The sequence below is a fragment of the Streptomyces sp. NPDC097595 genome (genome assembly GCF_044761525.1).
In the GTDB taxonomy this organism is placed as follows: domain Bacteria; phylum Actinomycetota; class Actinomycetes; order Streptomycetales; family Streptomycetaceae; genus Streptomyces; species Streptomyces drozdowiczii_A.
This window is the reverse complement of record NZ_JBIWCN010000006.1, coordinates 143,564-165,003: the sequence shown is the minus strand read 5'-3', so window position 1 is coordinate 165,003 and position 21,440 is coordinate 143,564. Positions and strand designations below refer to the sequence as shown.

At 73.2% G+C, this 21,440-nt stretch carries 14 protein-coding genes; 7 read left to right on the top strand and 7 right to left on the bottom strand.

What is annotated here, in order from left to right; translation table 11 throughout:
- Positions 1 to 37: 37 nt before the first annotated feature.
- The gene (locus ACIQZN_RS12200) at positions 38 to 2,173 is read right to left on the bottom strand and encodes an MMPL family transporter (RefSeq protein ID WP_403991255.1); all 2,136 of its coding nucleotides are present in this window, start codon (positions 2,171 to 2,173) and stop codon (positions 38 to 40) included.
- A gap of 239 nt (positions 2,174 to 2,412) precedes the next feature.
- Between ACIQZN_RS12200 and ACIQZN_RS12195 the strand changes: the two genes are divergently transcribed.
- Positions 2,413 to 3,681 (top strand): sensor histidine kinase, encoded by a 1,269-nt coding sequence (locus tag ACIQZN_RS12195; protein WP_403991252.1) that lies wholly within the window; start codon positions 2,413 to 2,415, stop codon positions 3,679 to 3,681.
- On the top strand, positions 3,666 to 4,313 hold the full coding sequence (locus ACIQZN_RS12190; RefSeq protein WP_132902110.1) for a response regulator transcription factor: 648 nt from the start codon (positions 3,666 to 3,668) through the stop codon (positions 4,311 to 4,313). The genes ACIQZN_RS12195 and ACIQZN_RS12190 overlap by 16 nt, the downstream gene beginning before the upstream one ends.
- Here the strand turns inward: ACIQZN_RS12190 and ACIQZN_RS12185 are convergent.
- Positions 4,310 to 5,968 (bottom strand): alpha-L-fucosidase, encoded by a 1,659-nt coding sequence (locus ACIQZN_RS12185; RefSeq protein WP_403991249.1) that lies wholly within the window; start codon positions 5,966 to 5,968, stop codon positions 4,310 to 4,312. The two genes, ACIQZN_RS12190 and ACIQZN_RS12185, sit on opposite strands and share 4 nt — an antisense overlap.
- Before the next feature lie 146 nt (positions 5,969 to 6,114).
- On the bottom strand, positions 6,115 to 6,618 hold the full coding sequence (locus ACIQZN_RS12180; RefSeq protein WP_403991246.1) for a MarR family winged helix-turn-helix transcriptional regulator: 504 nt from the start codon (positions 6,616 to 6,618) through the stop codon (positions 6,115 to 6,117).
- 72 nt (positions 6,619 to 6,690) lie between these two features.
- Between ACIQZN_RS12180 and ACIQZN_RS12175 the strand changes: the two genes are divergently transcribed.
- The 5 genes from ACIQZN_RS12175 (at position 6,691) to ACIQZN_RS12155 (ending at position 12,060) form a co-directional block, all read left to right on the top strand.
- Positions 6,691 to 7,236 (top strand): carboxymuconolactone decarboxylase family protein, encoded by a 546-nt coding sequence (locus ACIQZN_RS12175; RefSeq protein WP_403991243.1) that lies wholly within the window; start codon positions 6,691 to 6,693, stop codon positions 7,234 to 7,236.
- 67 nt (positions 7,237 to 7,303) lie between these two features.
- Positions 7,304 to 9,232 (top strand): hypothetical protein, encoded by a 1,929-nt coding sequence (locus tag ACIQZN_RS12170; protein ID WP_403991240.1) that lies wholly within the window; start codon positions 7,304 to 7,306, stop codon positions 9,230 to 9,232.
- A 70-nt stretch (positions 9,233 to 9,302) separates the two neighbouring features.
- Positions 9,303 to 10,208, top strand: a complete 906-nt coding sequence (locus tag ACIQZN_RS12165) for a metal-dependent hydrolase (RefSeq protein WP_403991237.1) — start codon at positions 9,303 to 9,305, stop codon at positions 10,206 to 10,208.
- A 2-nt stretch (positions 10,209 to 10,210) separates the two neighbouring features.
- Positions 10,211 to 11,302 (top strand): PDR/VanB family oxidoreductase, encoded by a 1,092-nt coding sequence (locus ACIQZN_RS12160; protein WP_403991234.1) that lies wholly within the window; start codon positions 10,211 to 10,213, stop codon positions 11,300 to 11,302.
- A gap of 35 nt (positions 11,303 to 11,337) precedes the next feature.
- Positions 11,338 to 12,060 (top strand): TetR/AcrR family transcriptional regulator, encoded by a 723-nt coding sequence (locus ACIQZN_RS12155; RefSeq protein ID WP_403991231.1) that lies wholly within the window; start codon positions 11,338 to 11,340, stop codon positions 12,058 to 12,060.
- 11 nt (positions 12,061 to 12,071) lie between these two features.
- Here the strand turns inward: ACIQZN_RS12155 and ACIQZN_RS12150 are convergent, their stop codons facing one another.
- The 4 genes from ACIQZN_RS12150 to pulA all read right to left on the bottom strand — a co-directional run bounded on the left by ACIQZN_RS12150 (position 12,072) and on the right by pulA (position 21,436).
- Complete coding sequence (locus tag ACIQZN_RS12150) at positions 12,072 to 13,313, bottom strand: hypothetical protein (RefSeq protein ID WP_403991228.1); 1,242 nt, start codon at positions 13,311 to 13,313, stop codon at positions 12,072 to 12,074.
- A 73-nt stretch (positions 13,314 to 13,386) separates the two neighbouring features.
- Positions 13,387 to 13,737, bottom strand: a complete 351-nt coding sequence (locus ACIQZN_RS12145) for a 5-carboxymethyl-2-hydroxymuconate Delta-isomerase (protein WP_403991225.1) — start codon at positions 13,735 to 13,737, stop codon at positions 13,387 to 13,389.
- Between the two features lie 80 nt (positions 13,738 to 13,817).
- Entirely contained in the window at positions 13,818 to 15,854 is a 2,037-nt protein-coding gene (locus tag ACIQZN_RS12140) for an ATP-binding protein (RefSeq protein ID WP_403991223.1), read from the bottom strand.
- A gap of 257 nt (positions 15,855 to 16,111) precedes the next feature.
- The gene (gene pulA / locus ACIQZN_RS12135) at positions 16,112 to 21,436 is read right to left on the bottom strand and encodes a pullulanase-type alpha-1,6-glucosidase (protein WP_403991220.1); all 5,325 of its coding nucleotides are present in this window, start codon (positions 21,434 to 21,436) and stop codon (positions 16,112 to 16,114) included.
- Positions 21,437 to 21,440: the final 4 nt, after the last annotated feature.

The window sequence follows — 21,440 nt, the reverse complement described above, 5'->3', positions numbered from 1 at the left end:
CACCACCGGAGCCGGGGCCCGCCCTCGTACGCCCTGCTCAGCGCAGTGCCGGTCCGACCGGCGCCGAGGCCGGGACCGGGCCCTCCGCGGGCTCGCCGTGGTCCAGGCCCGGGAGCCGGCCGAGGCCGCGCGGGGTGCGCCAGTTGCGCTCGCCGAGCAGCGCCATCACGGAGGGCAGCAGCACCATCCGTACGAGCGTGGCGTCCAGCAGGACCGCGACCGCCAAGCCGACGCCCATCTGCTGCATGTCCTGCATGGACAGGGTCGCGAAGACCGAGAACACCGCCACCATGATCACGGCCGCGCCGGTCACCGCACCGGCCGTACGGCGGATTCCCTCGTCGATCGCGGCCCGGTTGCCGATCCCCCGGCCGTGCGCCTCGCGGATCCGGGAGACGACGAAGACGTGGTAGTCCATCGAGAGCCCGAACAGGACGACGAGGACGAACAGCGGCATCCAGGACTCGACCGCGCCGACGCCCTCCGAGCCGATGAGCCCGGCGCCCCAGCCGTGCTGGAAGACCGCGGTCATCACCCCGTAAGCGGCGGCCACGGAGAGCAGGTTGAGGACGATGGACGTCACGGCGATCACGTACGAGCGGAAGCAGAACAGCATCAGCAGGAACGTCACGGCGGTGATGAAGAGGAAGACGGGGGCGATCCCGCGCTTCAGCTGGTCGTTGAAGTCGACGGACCCGGCCACCTCGCCGGTGACGTAGGTGTGGGCGCCGCTGGAGTCGAAGGCGGCGGGCAGGCGGTGGTCGCGCAGGGCGGTGAGGTCCTTCTCGCCGCCGGGCAGCGGGACCTCGAACTCGGCGATGTTCTGCGCCCGGTGGACCGCGACGTGGTCGAAGCCGGCGAGGGCCTTGCGGACGGCCGGGGCGGTGATGTCGTCGGCCTCCACGACGACCTGGGCCGGGGCGGGGCCGCCGGGGAAGGTCTCGCTGATGTGGCGGTAGGCGACGGACAGCGTGGAGTCCGAGCCGAACTGCTTCTCCAGGCCCAGGGATTCGGTCTTCATGCCGATCGCGGGCGCGGCGAGCACCAGCAGGACGGCGACGGACGCGGCGGCGAAGAACTTCGGGTGGTTCAGGACGGGGCGCAGCACCCGGCCCGCGATGCGGCCGCTCTCCGCCTTCCCCCGCTTGCCGCGCCGGTTCAGCAGCGGCACCCGGCCGGCGTCGATGCGGTCGCCGAGCCAGGACAGCAGGGCGGGCAGCACGGTGACGGAGCCGAGCATGGCGATGCACACGACGGTGATGGTGGCGAGGGCGAAGCCCTTGAAGAGCATCAGCCCGGACAGGAACATGCCGGCCATGGCGACCATGACGGTGAGCCCGGAGACCAGGACGGCCCGGCCGCTGGTGGCGGCGGCGATGCGCAGGGCGGTCTCTGCGTCGCGGCCGGCGGCCCGCTCGTCGCGTTCGCGGCGCAGGTAGAACAGGCAGTAGTCGACGCCGACGGCGAAGCCCATCAGGAACATCACGGAGTACGTGGTCTGGAACAGGTGGAGCTGGTGGCTGGCGAGCGAGAGCAGGCCGAAGGCGGCCATGCACGCGGTGAGCGCGAGCCCGACGGGCAGCAGGGCGGCGACGACGGCGCCGAAGGCGACCAGCAGGATGCCGAGGGCCAGCGGTACGGCGGTGAACTCGGCCTTCTTGAAGTCGTCCGCGAGCAGGTCGCCGAGCCATTTGCCGGCGCTGGCGTCCCCGAACTGGCTGACGGAAACGTCGGGTTGCCTCTCCTCGACCCCGGCGACGGCGTCCAGCACGGGCTGCACCCGGTCGGCCGCGGTGTCCGGGTCGCCCTTCATCTCGAAGGTGATCAGCACGTCCTTGCGGTCCTTGGAGGCGACCGGGTCCGCGAGCCCGGTGACCTCGCCGGTGTCCTGGATGGCGGCGGTCAGCTCGCGGGCGGCGGTGCGCCAGCCGTCCGGCTGGGCGGACGACACCATGACGAGTTCGCCGGCCCGGTGGCTCAGGCCCGCGTCGGAGAGGATCTGCTCGGCGCGGGCCGAGTCGCCCGCGCCGTTCTCGGCGTCGGTCATCTCGACCATGCCCGAGGCGCCGCCGATGCCCGCGGCGAGTACGACGAAGAGCAGCCAGCCGAGAATGGCCGTCTTGCGGTGGTGTGCGCTCCACACACCGATACGTGCCGCGAGGTTACGCCTCATGGCGGGTTCGCCCCCTGTTGGTGGAAGTCCGACGATGCCCCTCGAATCTAGGAACGCCGGACCGGGCGCCCCAGCCGGTGGAACACCCGGTCGCGCGGCACATAGGGCGAGGTGGCGGGGGTGGTGCTGGGTACACCCCCACCGGGTGGCGAACCGGCTGCCGTGGGCGGGGTGCGCCGGGTCAGACTGTGTGCGACACGGGGCCGGCAGAGGGCCCGGCGAGGGAACGAGGGACCGGGATGGACGCGATACGGGGACGGATCGGGTCGGCGCTGCTGGCCGCGTGGCGCGGGCTGGTGGTGTCGTTCGCGGCCCTCGCGGGGTCGTGCACGCTGTTCGTACTGGCGCTGGTCTCCATCGTCATGATCCCGCTGGGCATCGGCCTGGTGACCACGCCGTACATCCTGGAGGCGGTCCGCAAGCACGCCAACCAGCGCAGGCTGCTCGCGATCACCTGGTCGGACGTGCGCATCCCGGTGCCGTACCGGCCGTTCCCGAAGGATGTGCGGAGCGGGTTCACCGGGCAGGTGGAGCGGACCACGCTGATGATGAAGGACCCGGCGACCTGGCGGGACATGCGGTGGCTGGTGGTCGACATGACGGCCGGCTATACGGTGGCGATCCTGGCGGCGGCGCTGATGGCCTACCCGGTGGAGGGGTTCGTGCTGGCGGCGGGCCTGTGGCGGGTCTTCACGGACGACCGGTACTGGTACGCGTTCGTGCCGGTCGACAGCCAGGCGACGGGGCTGCTGGCCGGGGCGCTCGGCGTGGCGCTCCTCGCCTTCGGGGTGCTGGTGAGCGAGCGGCTGCTGCGCGCGCACTTCGTGCTGGCCCGGTCGGTGCTCGCCCCCACCCAGGAGCAGGAACTCGCCCTGCGGATCGACCGGTTGACCGAGACCCGGCACGAGGCGGTGGACACGGCCGCCTCCGAGCTGCGGCGCATCGAGCGCGATCTGCACGACGGGGCGCAGGCCCGGCTGGTCGCGATGGGGATGAACCTGGGCACCGTCGAGGCGCTGATCGAGAAGGACCCGGCGCAGGCGAAGCGGCTCCTGGCGATGGCCCGGGAGTCCTCGGCCGAGGCGCTGACGGAGCTGCGCGACCTGGTCCGGGGCATCCACCCGCCGGTGCTGGCCGAGCGGGGGCTCGGGGACGCGGTGAAGGCGCTGGCGCTGCGGCTGCCGATCCCGTGCGACGTGGCCGTGGAGCTGGGCGGCCGGGCGGAGGCTCCGGTGGAATCGGCGGCGTACTTCGCGGTCAGCGAGGCGCTGACGAACGCGGCGAAGCACTCGGGGGCCGACCGGATCTGGGTGGACCTGCGCCACAGCGACGGGTCGCTGAGGTGCACGGTCACGGACGACGGGAAGGGCGGCGCCTCGGTGGGCGCGGGCTCGGGGCTGAGCGGAATCGAACGGCGGCTCGGTACATTCGACGGCATCATGGCCGTCAGCAGCCCCGCGGGCGGTCCCACCATGGTGACCATGGAGATCCCTTGCGAGTTGTCCTAGCCGAAGATCTCTTCCTGCTGCGCGACGGCCTGGTGCGGATGCTGGAGGCGTACGACTTCGAGATCGCGGCCGCCGTCGAGACCGGGCCCGAACTCACCAAGGCCCTCGCCGAGTTGGAGCCGGACGTCGCCGTGGTCGACGTCCGGCTCCCGCCGTCCCACACGGACGAGGGGCTCCAGTGCGCGCTGGCGGCCCGGCGGGCGCGGCCGGGGCTGCCCGTCCTCGTACTCTCGCAGCACGTCGAGCAGTTGTACGCGCGCGAGCTGCTGGCGGACGGCAACGGCGGGATCGGGTATCTGCTCAAGGACCGGGTGTTCGACGCGGACCAGTTCATCGACGCGGTCCGCCGGGTCGCGGCGGGCGGTACGGCGATGGATCCGCAGGTCATCTCGCAGCTGCTGACGCGGCGTTCGCAGGACAAGCCGATGGGAGGGCTGACGCCGCGCGAGCGGGAGGTCATGGAACTGATGGCCCAGGGCCGATCGAACGCGGCGATCGCCTCGCAGATGGTGATCACGGAGCGGGCGGTGGCCAAGCACACCTCGAACATCTTCGGGAAGCTGAGCCTGCCGCCGTCCGACGACGACAACCGCCGCGTTCTGGCCGTACTGGCGTATCTGGACCGGGGCTAGCGACTGGTCAGGTGCAGGGTGGTGGCGCCCAGGTGCGGCTTCGCCCGGGATTCCAGCACCTTGACGCGGACCGCCGTGGCGGTGACGGCCTCGGGCAGCGGCAGGATGCGTTCGTGGCCGATGGTGGTGCCCTCGGTGATCCGCTGCCAGGCGCCGTTCACCCTGGCCTCGACGGCGAACCTCTCCACCCGCTGGCCGTACCGGATGTCCTCGCGGACGGCGACGCGGTCGAAGGTGTACGGGCCGAGGTGCCGCTCGCGTACGTCGGTGCCGTAGATCCGGCGCACGTCGGCACCGAAGGCGGTCAGCCGGGTGACGTCCTCGGCGGCGATCCGGCCGTCGGGGGCGGGCGGGACGTTGAGCAGGAGCGAGGCGTTGCGGCCGACGCTCTTCTCGTAGAGGTTCATCAACTGCGCTGCGGTCTTGGGCTGTTCGTCCTCGTGGTAGAACCAGCCGGGCCGGTTGGAGACGTCCGCCTCGGCGGGGTACCACTGGAGGTAGTTGGCCTCGGGTTCGAGGAGCCGGGCGCGGGAGCCGATGTCGGGGTCGGTGGAGTCGTTGGGCAGCGAGCCGAGCCCGGTCCAGGGGTCGGTGGTGTGCGGGGTGACGCTCCACTCGGTCTCGCGGGCGGTGCCGTTCTCGTTGCCGACCCAGCGCACGCCCTGGGGGCCCTGGAAGACGACGGTGTCCGGCGAGAGCGCCTTGACCATGTCGAACCACTGCTTGACGTCGTACTTCTGGGTGATGCCGGAGCCGGACCAGGGGTTGGCGCCGTCGAGCCACAGCTCCTCGACGGGGCCGTACTGGGTGAAGATCTCGTAGAGCTGGTTGAGGTAGTACGCGTCGTAGTCGTCGGCCCGGACCTTGAAGGTGGGCAGCTTGCCGCTCTTCACGCGGGCGGCGCGGTCGTCGCCGGGGACGAGCGTGGGGATGGTGCGGGCGGTGACGGGGCTGCCGTTGCCGAAGCGGCCCTGGCCGGCCGGGGCGCGGTCGCCGTCCTCCAGGGCCATCCGCTCGGGCAGCGAGAGCGACTGGCCGGCCGCCTCCTTGGCGCGGATCTGCTCGACCCAGTCGGCGTGCCAGGCGTGCGGGAGTTCGGCGCCGTCCGAGGGCGAGAGGTAGAAGCCGACCTTCAGCCCGGCCTTGCGGGCGGCCTTCACATAGGCGGCGACGACGTCCGGGCTGCCGGGGCTGAGGGCGACCGAGTGGTCGGTGTAGCGGCTGGGGTAGAGCACGAAGCCGTCGTGGTGCTTGACGGTGAGCATGACCTGCTCGGCCCCGGCGGCCTTGTAGGCGCGCATCCACTGGTCGGCGTCGATGGCGGTGGGCGCGAAGAGCTTCTCGTCCTCGGTGCCCGAGCCCCATTCGCGGCCGGTGAAGGTGTTCATGCCGAAGTGCGTGAAGGCGGTGACCTCCCGCTGCTGCCAGGCGAGTTGCCCGGCGGTGGGGACGATGTTCGCCGCCTTCTCGATGATCCGCGCGGGGCTGTCGCAGTCCTCCACCGTCATCTGCGAGGCGGGTTTCACGGGCCCCCGGCACGCACCCGCCGCCGCGGACGGCCCGGGCGCGGCCTGCTGCGCGGTGGCGGTTACGGGGATGAGCGCGGCGGCCGCCGCCAGCGCGAGCGCGCTGAGCACATGGGTGCGTCGTGCCATGGTTCCCTCTCCTTCACGACCAGCGAGTGGTCGGATCTCTCGGGTGCCGACGCGTGCATGCTGCCGCAGAGAGGGGCCCACGGAAAGGGTGCGGACCCCATACGTCCTATGTCTGGTGAGAGAAGTCCAAGTCGCCAGGACTGCGCTCAGCCGTTGAACCAGGCCGCCACATCGAGCCGGAAGGCGCCGTCCGGGGCCATCGCGCGCAGGTCGTCCTCCAGGGCGCGGACCCGGTCGGCACCCAGGGCCCGGACCCACTCGGCGCGCAGCCGGTCGAAGCCCTCGGCGGACCGCCGGAGCACGTCGATGCCCCGCGCGGTCAGCAGGACCAGCTTGCGGCGCCCGTCGGCCGGGTCGTCGGCGCGCTCCACGTAACCGAGGCTTTCCAGCCGGTCGACGGTCTTGCCCGCCGCCTGCTTGGAGACGCCCAGGCGGCGGCCGATCTCGCTGGCGGTCGCGCCCTCGATGCCCACGGCCTGGAGGGCGTAGCCGTACGCGGGCCGCATGTCCGGGTGCCCCTGCTCGGCCAGCTCGCGGTGGAGCGCGTCGATGACCGTACGGAAGCCGGCGAACAGCAGCAGGGGCAGCTCGAAGCCCCTTCCGGCCTCCTCGGGGCACACTTCTCCACGACCGCCCGCCCGCTCAGCCATTGCGAAACTCGACAACCTGGTTTACGTTTTTTTCGTCAATCACGTTGTCGAGTTTAGCCGAGAGGACCCACCATGCCCACGACCGCCTTCCCCGACCACACCCTCGAATCCGCACCCGCCGCCGCCCGGTCCAGCCTCGCCGCCATCGCGCAGAAGCAGGGCTTCCTGCCGTCCGCCGCCGGGCGGATGGCCACCTCCCCCGAGGTGCTGAGCGGCTTCCTGAAGATGAACGCGCTCTTCGAATCCACCACCCTGGACCAGCTCTCCCGCGAGGTCCTCAGCATGACCATGGCCACCCGGAACGACTGCCACGTCTGCGTGGCGATGCACACCGGGATCCTCACCGCCCTGGAGGCCGAGCCCGCGCTCCTCGCCGCCCTCCGCGCGAGCACCCCGCTCCCGGACGAACGCCTCGAAGCCATGCGGCAGTTCATCCTGGCTGTCCTCGCCGCCAACGGGGCCGTGGACGACGCGGCGGTCGAGGCGTTCACGGCCCACGGCTACACCGCGCGCAACGCGCTGGAGGTGACCCTCGGCATCGCCACCTACACCCTGTCCACCTTCGCCAACCGGATGACGGGCGCGCCGGTCGACGGCCCGCTGGCCCGGTTCGCCTGAGGCCCCCGGGGTCCCCGGCCGAGAGGCCCCGGAGTGACCATCGCACCATTCGCTCGTTCAGCTGAATGTGCGCCCACCCTCAGAGCTACCGCAGGCCGTCGCCCCGGTCGACGCGGAACAGGCCGAGGCCGCCCTGGTCGAGCACTACCCGCGACTGGTGCGGATCGGCTACCTCCTGCTGCCGCCCTCGCCGGGCCGCGCCCGGCGGGTGTTCGCCGCCCACGCCCTCGCCCAGCGCTCCCTGCAAGCCGCCCACCGCGCGGGCGCGGCGACCGTCCCCCGGCCTCGCCGCACCGGCGACGGCGACGGCGACCCCGCGTACACCTACGTGCGGCGCCAGGTCCTGCGCCGGGCCCTGGCGGCCGGGCGCGCCCGGCGGCCGCGGTTCTGGCCGCGCCGCGCCGCCCTGCCGCCGGTCCTCCCGTCGGCGTGGGGCCTGCGCCTGCTCCCGCACCCGGGCGGCGCCGGTGAACTCGCCCTGGAACGGGAGCTGGCGGCGCTCACCGCCCCCGCCCGGGCCGCGTTCGTCCTGCGCGGCCTGGAGGGGCTCGCGGACGGGGAGGTCCGGCGGGAGCTGGCCGCCGCCGGGGTCGCCGATCCGCACGCGGCCCTGACCGAGGCGGACGGGGTCCGGGCCGGCCACGGGCTGCTGCGCTCCCCGGAGTTCGACCCCTGCTCGCTCCAGGCCCGGCCGCCCGACCTGCCGGGCCGCCGCAGACGCGCCCGCACCGCACTCGCGGCCGGCGCCGCGCTCCTGGTGTGCGGGGCGCTGCTCGGGCTGCCCGGCGGCGGCTGGGGGCACGGCGGGCTGACCGCCCCGCCGTACGCGCGCAATCCGGCGTCCGAAGCGGCCCTGGACCCCGGGGCGTTGCGCCGGGTGCCGACGACGTACTGGCGCCACTCCGCGCGTGCGGACTTCACCTCCTGGCCCACGCGCGGCGACCGCACCCAGGACACCCGGCTGCTGCGGCGCGCGCTCGCGGTCTGGGCCCGTCCCGGCGCCGGGGTCCGGACCTCGGCGACACCGGGCACGCCCACGGGCCCGCCGATGGGCGCCCCGCAGCTGCTGTACGCGGGTGAGGTGGGGGACTCCGCCGTGGTGCTGTTCCACGACGGGCTGCGCGTCGTGCGGTACGCCGAGCCGCGCAACGCCGACCCCGCGCTGGGCGCCGCGCTCGACTTCGCCCGGGTGGACGGGGCGGACGAGGCGGGGTCGGGGGCGCTGGTGGTGGCCAGGACCGGGGACGGGGTGCGGTATCTGACGGCGCCCTGGGTGCGGGAGGTCCGGGTGCGGGACCTGCGTGCGCCGGACCGGGCGCCGCGCCCGCTGGACCGCTCCCCGGACGGGGTGACCGGTCCGCTGGCCGACCCGGCGGCGGGGTCCGGCTGCCGGTCCTGGCAGGCCGTCGAGCTGACCGGGGGCTCGTCGGCGCGGCTGGTCACGGACCTGGGCGAGCTCGCCCCGGCCCGGCTGACCTCGGGCGCCCCGGGCAGACCGCACGACGTCACGGGGCAGGCCGAGCGGGAGAGCTGGGCGCGCACCGCGTGTCTGCTGCGGGCGGTCCGCTCGCACGGGGTGCGGTCGGTCAACTCCTGGGCCTACGCCCGGCAGCCGCTGCCCGAGGGCGGGGGCACGGCGCGCTGGCTGTGCACCCGGGCGGAGACCTGGCGGGGCGCGGGGAGCAGGGTCATCGCCGAGTTCCAGGCCCCGTCCGCCCACCCGGCGGCGCCCGGCGCGGTCGCGGCGCGGGGCGAGGACGCGCCGGAGTGCGGGGCGCGGACGCCCAGGGTGCTGGCGGGCGTGCTGTGGCAGTCGCCGGGCGGGCGGTGGTACGTCCTGGCGGCGGGCAGCGGGGAGTTCGCGTCACTGGCCACGTCGGGCGGGGTGACGGGGAGCGCCCCGGGGCGGCTGCTCGCGGTGCCCGCCGCCGAGGGGGCGCGGCCCCGACTCCACGGCCGGCTGAAGGACGGCAGCCGGGTCGCGGCGCTGCACTAGGGCCTTTCAAGAACCGGGAATTCGGCGCACACCCCTGTTGCCCGGGCCTACCGCTCAGTATTTTGACAACATGTCTAACACGCAGCCAGCGGCGGTCGCGTCGGAGCGGACCGCTCTCAAGGCCCGCCGGGTCAGCTTCGCCTGGGACCGGACGCCCCTGCACTGGGTGCCGGGCGACCCGTTCACCACGCACACCATCAACGTGCTCCACCTCCTGCTGCCCGCCGGGGAGCGCTGGTTCATCCACGTCTACCGCCAGGTGCTCCCGTACATCCACGACGAGGAGCTGCGGCAGGACGTCATCGGCTTCATCGGCCAGGAGGCGATGCACTCCCAGGCCCACGACGACGTGCTCCCGCACCTCAAGGAGCTGGGGCTCGACCCGACTCCGTACACCGCGCAGGTCGACTGGCTCTTCGAGAAGCTGCTCGGCGACAAGACCCTGCCGCCGGGCCGGGCGCGCGAGTGGTGGCTGCTGGAGCGGGTGGCGACGATCGCGGCGATCGAGCACTACACGGCGTTCCTGGGCGACTGGATACTCAACGCCGACGAGCTGGACCGGCGTGGCGCCGACCCGACCATGCTGGACCTGCTGCGCTGGCACGGTGCCGAGGAGGTCGAGCACCGCTCGGTCGCGTTCGACGTGTTCATGCATGTCGACGGCGGGTACCGGCGGCGGGTGCGGACCTGGGCGACGGCGTTCTCGGCGCTGCTCTTCCTCTGGCAGCGCGGCACCCGGTTCTTCATGGAGAACGACCCCAGCCTGCTGGACGGCAAGGCGTCCTTCGGGCAGTTCTACCGCAGCGGCCGGCGCGGCACCCTGCCCAGCACCCCGTCCATGCTGCGGTCGATCCCGCGCTATCTGAGCCGTGCGTACCACCCCTCGCAGGAGGGCAGCACGGCCCAGGCCGTCGACTACCTCACCCGCTCGCCCGCCGCCGTCGCGGCCGAGGCCCGTACGACGGAAGCCCGCTGACCATGCCACGTTCCCTGCCCCTCCCCCGCCTGCGTACGGTCGCCGTGGCGGCCGGAGCCGTGCTGCTCGCCCGGCGGGCGCTGCGCCGGCGCATCGCCACGTCCCCGCTGTGGCCGATGCCCGCGCTGGACGAGCCCGTATCCGGCCGGAACACGCGCCGTTCGACCACCGGCCGGCGGCTGCTGGTCACCGGGCGGACCAGCCCCGCCGAGGGCGTCGTCCAACTCCGCCTGGAGGGGCCGGACCTGCCCGCCTGGGAGCCCGGCGCCCATCTGGACCTGGTGCTGCCCTCCGGTCTGGTCCGGCAGTACTCGCTGTGCGGGGACCCGGCCGACAGCGGCGCGTACACCGTGGCCGCGCGGCTCGTCGAGGACGGGCGCGGCGGCTCCCGCGAGGTGCACACCGCGCTCCACGAGGGCGCCGAGGTCGAGGTGCGCGGCCCGCGCAACCGCTTCCCGCTCGCCGCCGCCCCCGCCCACCTCCTGATCGCCGGCGGTATCGGCATCACCCCGGTCCTGCCGATGGCCCGCCGGCTGGCCGCCGAGGGCGCCGACTGGCGGCTGCTGTACGGGGGCCGGAGCCGGGACACCATGCCGTTCCTGGAGGAGGTCGAGAAGCTGGGCGCCGACGGGGGCCGGGTCACGGTCATCCCGCAGGACGAGGCGGGCCACCCGGACCTCGACGCCGCCCTCGCGGACGCGGCCGAGGGCACGGCGGTCCACTGCTGCGGCCCGCAGCCCCTGATGGACGCGGTCGCCGCCGCGCTGCCGCCCGGCTGCACCCTGCACCTGGAACGCTTCACGGCGGCGGGCCCGGACCCGGCCGGTGCGGCCCCGTTCGAGGTGGAGCTGCGCCGCTCGGGGCTCACGGTCCCGGTCGCGGCGGACCAGTCGGTGCTGGCCGCCGTGCGCGCCGAACTGCCGCATGTCACGTACTCCTGCGAGCAGGGCTTCTGCGGCACGTGCCAACAGCGCGTCCTGGCGGGCGAGGTGGAGCACCGCGACGACCTGCTGACGGACGCGGAGCGCGCGGACTCCATGCTCATCTGCGTCTCCCGGTGCCGGGGCGGCGGCCGGCTGGTGCTGGACCTCTGAACCGGCCGGACCCACCGGTCGGTACGCTGGGGGGCATGACGACCGGGGTGCGGCGCAGGATGGGCGTCGAGGAGCGCAGGCAGCAGCTGATCGGCGTCGCGCTGGAGTTGTTCAGCCACCGGGCGCCGGACGAGGTGTCGATCGATGAGATCGCGTCGGCGGCCGGGATCTCGCGGCCCCTGGTCTACCACTACTTCCCGGGCAAACAGAGCCTGTACGAGGCGGCGTTGCGCCGCGCGGCCGACGAGCTCGCGGCCCGGTTCATGGAGCCGCGCGAAGGGCCGCTCGGCGCCCGGCTGCTGCGGGTGATGGGCCGGTTCTTCGACTTCGTGGACGAGCACGGGCCCGGGTTCGCCGCGCTGATGCGGGGCGGTCCTGCGGTGGGCTCGTCCACGGCGAACGCCATGATCGACGGGGTGCGCCTGGCCGCCTGCGAACAGATCCTGGCCCATCTGGACGTCGAGGAGCCTCCGGCCCGGCTGGAGTTGGTCGTACGGTCCTGGGTGTCGCTCGCCGAGTCGACGGCGCTGCTCTGGCTGGACGGGCGCCGGGTGCCCCGGGCCGAGCTGGAGTTGCAGCTCGTGCACGACTTCGCCGCGCTGGCCGCCGTGAGCGCGGCGTACGACGAGGAGATGGCGGGGATCGTGCTGCGGGTGCTGGCGCAGGAGCCGGCGGACGGGCCGTTCGGGGACCTGCTGACCCGGCTCTCGTCGCTGGCGCCCGCCGTGCCGGCGGTGCCGGCGCAGCGGTTGCCTTAAGGACCCGGGTCTCAGCGCCCGCCGGACCGTACGGACACGAACGGCTGGGGCTCCGCACCCTCGGCGGTCGAGGTGCCGACCACCGTGAGCCCTGCCCGGCCCCCGGTCACCGCGTTCGCGAAGTTCTCCACGGGGGCCGCCGGGTCCACCGCCACGGGCTGCGGAAGTGCCAGGTCCTTCCAGTGGTTCCGGCTCCCGGGCTGCCAGGCCCACGCCAGCGCGTCGCGCCGCTCGCCGAGGGTCTGGCCCACGACGGCGATCCCGCCCCCGGGGCGTGCGGTGACGCCGAAGAGCCGGGCGGGCACGTCCGGCACGGCGAGCCGGTGCCAGCCCGTGGCGTCGTGGCGGGCGACCAGGGCGCGCGTCGATCCGTCCTCGGGCGACCAGTCCTCGCCGACCAGCCACACCGTGCCGTCCTCGGACACCGCGAGCTTCTGGGCCTGGCCGGGGAGGTCCGTGACGCCGGGGGCGTCCACCCGCTGCCAGGAGGCGCCGTCGTAGCGCAGCAGCAGCGGGCTGCCGGTGTCACCGTCGTAGCCGGTCGCCCAGACGTCGTCGTCGGCGACCGCCTGGACCCCGTTCAGGTACCAGTAGTCGCCGGGCAGTTCGGGGAGGGGCACGTCACGCCAGGCCGTCCCGTCGAAGTGGCGGACGATCCCGGCGTTGCGGTACTGGATGTTCCAGGTCCCCTTCGCCTCGTTCCAGGTGCGGGAGACCTCGATCTGCGCGATCCCGGCGGCCCAGGCGCCTCCCGGCCGGGCGTCCACGTCCAGCAGCGAGCCGGCATCCGCCTTCTCCGGCAGGTCCACCGGCACGACCTGCCAGCGCTTGCCGTCGAAGTGCTGGGTGTACACCTTCCCGTCCAGGGCGGCGGAGTCGTCGCCGACGAGCCACACGTCACGGCCGCCGTTCGCGTCCATGGCGTTGACCCGGCTGCTGACCTCACCGGCGGCCGTGGTCGCCGACGGCATGGGCGTCCACGCCGCCCCGGGCGCTGCGCGTTCGGCCACGACGGGCCGGAAGCGGGTCACCTGGCCCTCGGTGCGGATGGTGAACCCGGCCGCCCAGGTCCTCCCCCGCCCCACGTCCGCGAGGTCGAGGAGTGTGGCGTCGCTGTACGGTGCCGCCTCGCCCGCCCAGGTGCGCCCGGCCCCGTCCTGCGCGGCGGCGGGCGCGGGCGCGGACAGGGCGACGGTCAGGGCGGCCGTGGCCGCGGCGACGTGGAGCAGTGAGCGGCGGCTGTACGTCAGCACAGGGTGGTTCCTTCCGGAGACGGTCTCACCCGGTAAGTGCCGTGGTCCGCCCGCCGGGTTGCACCCGGGCCGGTCAGATCTTGCGGTAGGACGGGTCGAGGTCCCGGGCCTCCGCCGAGAGGTGCGGCGTCGGGCCGGTGACCGTGCCGAGGTGGGCGCGCAGCAGCTCCAGGACGGCCTCGGTGAGCCGGGCCTTGGTCTTCGGGGTGCGGCCGGGCAGCAGCGAGATGTCCACGTGCACGAGTACGTCACCGCCCGGCGCGTCCGCGACCACCGTCTCCTCGGCCCGCCGGAAGCGGGTCTTGCAGGCGGCGATCTTGGTGTCGACCGTCTCGGCGACGACGGGGTGCAGGGCGAGGGCGAAGGCGGGGCGGTCGAAGGCGTCGGTGAGCTCGGCGGAGTAGTCGACGGTGATCTGCGGCATGACGGGCTCCAGGGGAGGCGGAGAGTGGGCGGACGGCGTCCAGCCTTCCCGTACGGGCCGAGGCGCACAACAGATATCCGCTACGTGAGCAGTTCCCCGTGCAGCGCCAGGGCGAGGCCCGCCTCCGCGCTGTCCGCCCGGCCCTGTTCGAAGGCGCGCCGGTACGCCGCGTCGCCGACCGCCTCCCGGGCCCGCCGTTCGCAGGTCTCGCGGACCGGGCCCAGCTCGGGGGTGCCGCGCTGGGGGTGGCCGACCATGCGCCAGTAGACCTGTCCGGTGCCGTAGACGCGGGCGGCCCTGGCGCCCTCGCCCTGGGCGGCGATGGCGGCGGCCAGGATGTCCAGGCCGAGCGCGATGCCGAAGCGGTCGCGGAGCCGGTGCTTGCCGGCGAGCATGGCCCGGGCGTGCGCGGCGGCGGGTTCGGCGCGGCCCTGGAGCAGGGCGATCAGGGCGAGTTGGTAGTCCACGTAGGACCGGGTCCAGCACTCGTCCTGGGCCTCGCAGGCCGCCCGCAGCACCACGGCGGCCGACGCGGCCTCCTCAAGGCGGCCGAGCCCGGTGAGGGCGAAGACGGTGATGAGGTGGCAGCGCAGCCGGTAGGCCGCTTCGAGCCGGGTCCCGGACGCGGTGGTCCGGAGCACCCGCCGCGCCTCGCGGAGGCCCTTCTCGGGTTCGCCGGTCATCAGGTGGGTGAGCCCGCGCAGATAGGCGGCGGCGAGGATGCCCTCGTCGGTGCCGTCGGCGGCGGCCTCGCGGACGCACTCGCGGCCGATGCGCTCGGCGGCCGGGTAGTCGCCCTGGAGCAGGACGCAGATGCCGAGTACCCACAGCGCCCGGGTGCGGTGGGGGCCGCCGGCCGGTCCGGAGTCCAGGGCGCGCTGGGCGTACCCCCGGGTCTGCGGGAGGTGGCCGCAGCAGCACCAGAAGAAGCCGATGCGGCCGGCCATCTCCTGGGCGGCGGCGGGGTCGTGGTCGAGGAGGTGATCGAGCGCGGCGCACAGGTCGGCGTGCGCGTCGGCGATGCGGTGGTACCAGAGGATCTGGTCGTCGCCGGTCCACCCTGCGTGGGCGTTGCGGGCGAGGCGCAGGAAGCAGGCGGCGTGCCGGTCGGCGGCGGCCCGTTCCTCGCCGAGCTCCACGAGCCACATGCGGCCGTATTCGCGCAGGGTGTCGAGCATGCGGTGGCGGGTGCCCTCGCGGGTGACGACGGACTGGGCGGCCAGGCCGCGCAGGGCGGTGCGGACGCCGTCCTCGGTCAGGGGGCCGCCGGCGCAGACGGTGACGGCGGTGTCCTCCTCGAAGTCGCCGCGCAGCACGGTGAGCCGGGCCCACAGGAGCCGTTCGAGCGGGGTGCACAGCTCGTGCGACCAGCCGATGGTGGTGCGCAGGGTGCGGTGGCGGACCGGGCGGAGCGTGGTGTCGGCGAAGGCGTCGAGCCGGGAGCCGAGGCGCTGGGCGATGTCCTGGACGCTCTGCCGGCCGACCGCGGCGGCGGCGAGCTCGATGGCGAGCGGGATGCCGTCGAGGCGGCGGCAGATGTCGGCGGCGGCCTCGGCGGTGCCCGGTTCCCGGAACGGGGTGGCGGGGGCGGCGGCCGTGGCGCGTTCCCGGAAGAGGGTGAGGGCGTCGGCGGCGCCGTCGACGGGCAGCGGGTCGACCTCCACGAGCTGTTCGCCCCGCAGGTTCAGGGGGCGGCGGCTGGTGGCGAGGACGGTGAGCCCGGGCGAGGTGGTCAGGATCTCGCCGAGGAGGTGGGCGCAGGCGGGGAGCAGGTGCTCGCAGGAGTCCAGGACGAGCAGGAGCTGCTTGTCGGCGAGCCATTCGCACAGCACGTCGACGGGCGGGCGCAGGGTGTGGTCGCTGAGGCCGACCGCGTCGGAGACGGTGGCGAGGAGGAGTTCGTCGTCGTGCAGCGGGGCGAGGTCGGCCCACCGGACGCCGTCGCGGTGGCCGGGGGCGGCGCGGCGGGCGGCGCGGAGGGCGAGCCGGGTCTTGCCGACGCCTCCGGTGCCGGTGAGGGTGGTCAGCCGGCCGGTGGCGAGGGCGTGTTCGAGCCCGGTGAGCTCGGCCGTCCGTCCGACAAAGCTGGTGGTCTCCTCGGGGAGGTTGCTGGCCATCGTCACCGTCGCTGCACAGGTGGAGGGAAAGGCGTGCCCGGGGGTGTGTGGAGCTAGGGCCTTTCGTTTGGATCAGGCTGGATCAGGGAGCGGGGCGTGGTGCGTGTGGCTGCAAGGCGGAGGAGGGCGACAACGCGGAGCGTTGGCAACCGACGACAACGCCGCAGACACGCGTGCCACGCCCCGCGAGCCCAGCCTGATCCAAACGAAAGGCCCTAAACCCCCGGGCGGCTGCCCATACGGTAGTCCCGTGGCGGTCAGCGCAGGGTGAACACCGCCACCGTGCGTCCCGGAACGGTGAAGCTGCCCGAACTCCGCTCGTACGAGGACTTCTTGACGGTAGAATCCGCGCCCTTCGCCTGGACGGGGTGCAGGGCGTAGTCCTTCCCGGCCAGCGCGGTCACCTTCTGGGTGGTGGTACCGGGCGCGGCGTTGAAGACGACGACGAGCTTGCCGAGGCGCATGGTGATCACGCCGGGGGTCTCGTCCTTGCCGGACAGCGGGAAGGCGAGTTGGGACTGCACCTGGGCGGCGCCGGCCAGGTCGAAGTCCTTCTCCGTGGTGCGGATGGTGAGCAGGTCCCGGTACGCGGCCGAGGCGCCGTTGATCTGTGCGCAGCCCGGGTTGACCGCGGCGTTGGTCAGCAGGGGCTTCGCGTACGGCCACTTGGCCTCGTTGTCCGCGGCCGGCGGCAGTCCGCGCCCGAAGCCGTTGCCGGCCCGGCAGTCCCAGTGCAGGGCGTTGAACCAGTCGCCGCTGTCGAAGGAGTTGCGGTCCAGCGACTTGGAGCGCAGCAGGTCTGTGCCGGCCTGGGAGAGCGCGGGGCCCTGCGAGAGGGTCGCCGTCGCCATGGCCAGGACCTGCATGCGGGCCCGGTCGGAGGCCGGGGTGCCCGCCGGGAGCTTGAACGCCAGCGCGTCGTACAGGGTCTCGTTGTCGTGGGCGTCGGCGTAGGCGAGGGCGTCACCGGGTGCGGCGGCGTAGCCGGCCGGGGCGCCGTTGTAGTCGACGCCGGAGCCCTTGACGGTGTTCCCGGTGGTGTCGGTGAAGGTGTAGTCGGCGAGGTTGCCGGTGAGGCCGACCTTGATCAGGTCCTGGTAGTGCAGCAGGCGGGCCTTCTGCTCGGCCTGCGTGCCGTTCGCGGTGGAGGTGTTGGGGTCGGTGTAGAGGCCGGTGGCGAAGCCCTGGACGCCGGGGTCCTCGTCGAACGGGGAGCCGCCGCGTACGGCGTCGCGGGCCCGGTCGGAGAAGGTGGCGATGCCGGTGCCGGCCATGTTCTTCTGGGTGGCCTGGACGAAGCGGGCGTCGTCGGCGATCTCGCCGAAGTTCCAGCCCTCCCCGTACAGGATGATCTTCTTGCCGTCCACGCCGTCCTTGGCGGTGGTCAGCGCGTCGAGGGCCTTGCGGACGGCCAGGATGTTGGCCTTGGGGTGGTGGCCCATCAGGTCGAAGCGGAAGCCGTCGACCTTGTACTCCTTGGCCCAGGTGACGATCGAGTCCACGACGAGCTTGCCCATCATGGTGTTCTCGGGGGCGGTGTTGGCGCAGCAGGTGGAGGTGGCGACGGTGCCGTCCTCCAGGAGCCGCTGGTAGTAGCCGGGCACGATCCGGTCGAGGACGGACTTGGCGTCCTGCCCGGAGGCGACGGTGTGGTTGTAGACGACGTCCATGACGGTCCGCAGTCCGGCGCCGTTGATGCCCTGGACCATCTGCCGGAATTCGGCGGTGCGCTTCGTGCCGTCCGGGTCGGAGGCGTAACTGCCCTCGGGGACGGTGTAGTGCAGCGGGTCGTAGCCCCAGTTGAAGGCGTCCTTCGCGGCGGCCTTCGCGACGCACGCCTGCTGTTCGGCGGAGTCGGGGCCGTAGACGGACAGGTCGCAGGCCGGCTTCTGCTGGTCCTTCTTCTTCTCGGGGATGGTCCCGATGTCGAAGGCGGGCAGCAGATGGACGTAGCTGGTCCCGGCGTCGGCGAGCTGCTTGAGGTGCTTCATCCCGTCGGAGCGGGTGTCGGTGAAGGCCAGGTACTCGCCGGGGTGCTTCGAGGTGGGGTCCGCGACGGAGAAGTCGCGGATCTGGAGCTCCTGGATCTGCGCGTCGCGCAGCGGCACGGCGGCGGGCTTGCGCAGGGTGTCCCAGCCCTCGGGGGCGAGCTTCGGGTCCTCCAGGTCCACGACGAGGCTGCGGGCGGAGTCGGTGGTGAGGGCGGTGGAGTAGGGGTCGGTGACCTTGTTGGTGACGAGCTTCTGGACGGTGGGCGCCCAGACGTTCACGGCGTACCGGTAGGGCTTTCCGGTCCAGTTCTTCTTTCCGGTGACGGACCAGACGCCGGTGCGGTCGTCGCGCCGCATGGGCACGGTCTTCCCGTCGAGTTCGAGCGCGACGGTACGGGCGGTGGGCGCCCAGACCGAGAGGGTGGGGATGCCGTGGCGGAAGACCGGGCCGAGCGCGGCGCCGCTCGCCTTCGCGCCGTAGAGGTCGTCGAGGACTCCGGCGCTCTGCACCCCGGTGGCGGCGAGCAGGGCCCCGTTGGCGGCGCGCTGGGTGGCGATGAGCTGGCCGCGCAGCGCCTCGCGGACGCGGTCGCGGTCCCGGGCGTCGACGGTGAAGGCGGGGTAGTCCTTGAGGTGCGGGTACTTCGCCTTCTGGGCGTCGGTCAGCGCGGACGGGGCGAGGCGCAGCCACTGGCCCTCGTCGCTGAGGGCGCCGTCCTCGACGGTGATGCCGCCCTTCTCGGCGTACACGAGCTGCTGGCTGGTGGCCTCGGTGGCCTTCACCTTCCAGACGACGGTGTCGGCGTCGATCCACTGCGCCTCGGCCTTGGTGAGGTCGGGCGTCGGGACGCCGCCGGCCTGCGGGAGCAGGTAGCCGGCCTGGCCGCCGAGCATCCACACCTCGTGGCCGTACGTGGCGAGGTCGAGGGACTGGTCGCTGGGGAGGTCCTTCTCGTCGCCCCGGTGCAGGATGTAGCTGAGCGAGGTCGCCCCGTCGGTGAGCGGGACCTCGAAGGTGAGCCCGGAGGCGTCCTTCTTCACGGGCTGGAGCGGCTTGGCCCAGTCCGTGGGCTCCTCGGCGCCGGTCCAGGTGTGCAGCCCCCAGCCGTCGTAGTCGCCGTCGGCGCGGTAGTAGTGCAGGACTGCCTTGGTCCTGTCCTGGTCCGGGTAGGCCCCGTCCGGCGCGGTCTCCGCCTGGCCGTCCTCGCCCTGCGCGATCCACACCTCACCGGTCCTGGCGAGGTCCACGGAGCGCTCGGGCCCCTCGGCGGTGCCGGACTTCTCGACGGTGTACGGGACGGTGGCGGCGCCCTCGGGCACCTTGATCCACGCGAACGCGCCGTACGCGTCACGCCCGGCGAACGCGGCGGTGGTCTCGCCCGACTTGACCTGCCAGCCGTCGTAGTCGCCGTCGGCGCGCCGGTAGTGGACGACGGCGTAGTCCCGCTCGACCGCGACGGGCTTGGCGGGGGCGGGTGCCTGGCCGGCGGTGGACGAGGCGGTGGTGCTCGCGGTGCGGCCGGTGCGGTCCACCACGACGGCCTTGTAGCGCAGCGGCGTTCCGGCGGCCGTCTTGTCGCTCAGCGTCTGGGTGACCTTGTACGGGGCATGGTCCGCGGTGCCGAGCGTGGTCCACTTGCCGTTGCCGGTCTGGGCGGCGAAGACGACCCGGTTGAGCGAGCCGCCGTCCACGTCGGCGGTCAGCTCGACGGTGCCGGTGGCGCCCGCGCCGGGGGCCTTCAGGGTGACGGAGGGCTTGGCGACGGGAGCGGCGAGGGGCTTGGCCGCGCGGAGCACGAGGCTCGACAGGGCCGGAATGGTGACGGTGGCCTTCTTGTCGGCGCCGCTACGGACGGTGCCCTTGCCGCCGTACAGCGTACGGAAATCCATGCGGGCGGATCCGGTGGGCAGCTCGACGGTCTTCGCGGTGGTGCCGTTGTTGGTGGCGACGACGTACTCGGTGCCGCGCTTCGCCTCCGTGCGCGAGAAGGCGTACACCGGGCCCTCGGCGTACCGCTCGGTCTGGACCCCGTCGCGGAGCGCCGGGTTGTCCCGGGTCAGCTTCGAGAGGGCGGCGATGTTGCGGTAGAGCGGGTGGGTCTCGTCGTACGCGTCGGAGGCGTGGGTGCGGTCCGTGCCCAGCTCGTCGTCGTCCAGGTAGTCGGCGGTCTTCGAGGCGAACATCGTCTGGCGGGCGTCCTTGTCGCCGCCCGCGCCCGTGAAGCCCTGCTCGTCGCCGTAGTAGACGACGGGGTTGCCCCGGCCGAGGAACATCAGCTCGTTGGCGAGCTCCGCGCGCTTCACCAGCTCCGCGTCACCGGCCTCCGGGTTGTCCTGCTTGAGGAAGGTCCCGATGCGGCCCATGTCGTGGTTGCCGAGGAAGGTCACCTGCTCGTAGGCGTTGGCCTTGTCGGTGGTGTACCGGTAGTCGTCGCCGAAGACGGCGGCGAGCTTGGAGGCCGGGGCGCCCTGCGAGGCGTACTGGCGGGCCGCCTCCTGGAAGGGGAAGTCGAGCGTGGCGTCCAGCCGGCCCCGGGTGACGTACGGGGAGGTGACGGCGGTGTCCGAGGAGTAGACCTCGCCGAACATGAAGAAGTCCTCGCGCCCGTGCTCGGCCGCGTAGGCGTCGAGCGCGGTGGCCCACTGGGTCCAGAAGTCCATGTCGACGTGTTTCACGGTGTCGATCCGGAACCCGTCGATATCGAAGTCCCGGACCCACTTCTCGTAGATCTTCTCCATGCCGGAGACGACCTCGGGCCGCTCCGTCCACAGGTCGTCCAGACCGGAGAAGTCGCCGTACGTGGTGGACTCGCCCGCGTACGTCGAGTCGCCCCGGTTGTGGTACATCGTCGGGTCGTTGAGCCAGGACGGCGTCTTGCCGCCGCCGCTGACCGGCTTGTACGGGAAGGAGTCGGCGTCCACCTTCGCGATGCCGGCGGCGTCGTCGAAGGGGCGGCCGTCGCGGTCGAGGTAGGGGTAGGCGCCCTTGGACTTGTAGCCGTAGGTCTTCTCGGCGTAGTCGACGGTGTCGGCGGTGTGGTTGGTGATGACGTCGAAGAAGACCTTCATGCCCTTGCGGTGGGCCTTGTCGATCAGCTTCGTCAGGTCGGCGTTGGTGCCGAAGTGCGGGTCGACCTGGGTGAAGTCGGTGATCCAGTAGCCGTGGTAGCCGGCCGATGCGTCCTTGCCGGTGCCCTGGACGGGCCGGTTCTTGAAGATGGGCGCGAGCCAGATGGCGGTGGTGCCGAGGTCCTTGATGTAGTCGAGCCGGTCGGTCAGCCCCTTGAGGTCGCCGCCCTGGTAGAACCCCTTGTCGGTGGGGTCGTAGCCGGTCTCCAGGCGCGAACCGGTCAGTCCGCCCCGGTCGTTGCGGGTGTCGCCGTTGGCGAACCGGTCGGGCATCACGAAGTAGAACTGCTCGCGGGTCAGGTCGTGCCGGGTGGCCTGGGCGGCCAGCTTGGCGTCCGAGGGCGCGGCGGGCGGCCGGGCCGCGGCGGCGGGCAGCGCGGGCACCAGGGCCGCGCACAGGGCGGCCGCGACGACGGCGGTCGCCGTTCTGCGTGCGGGCACGCGCGGGTACGGACGTTTCACTAGG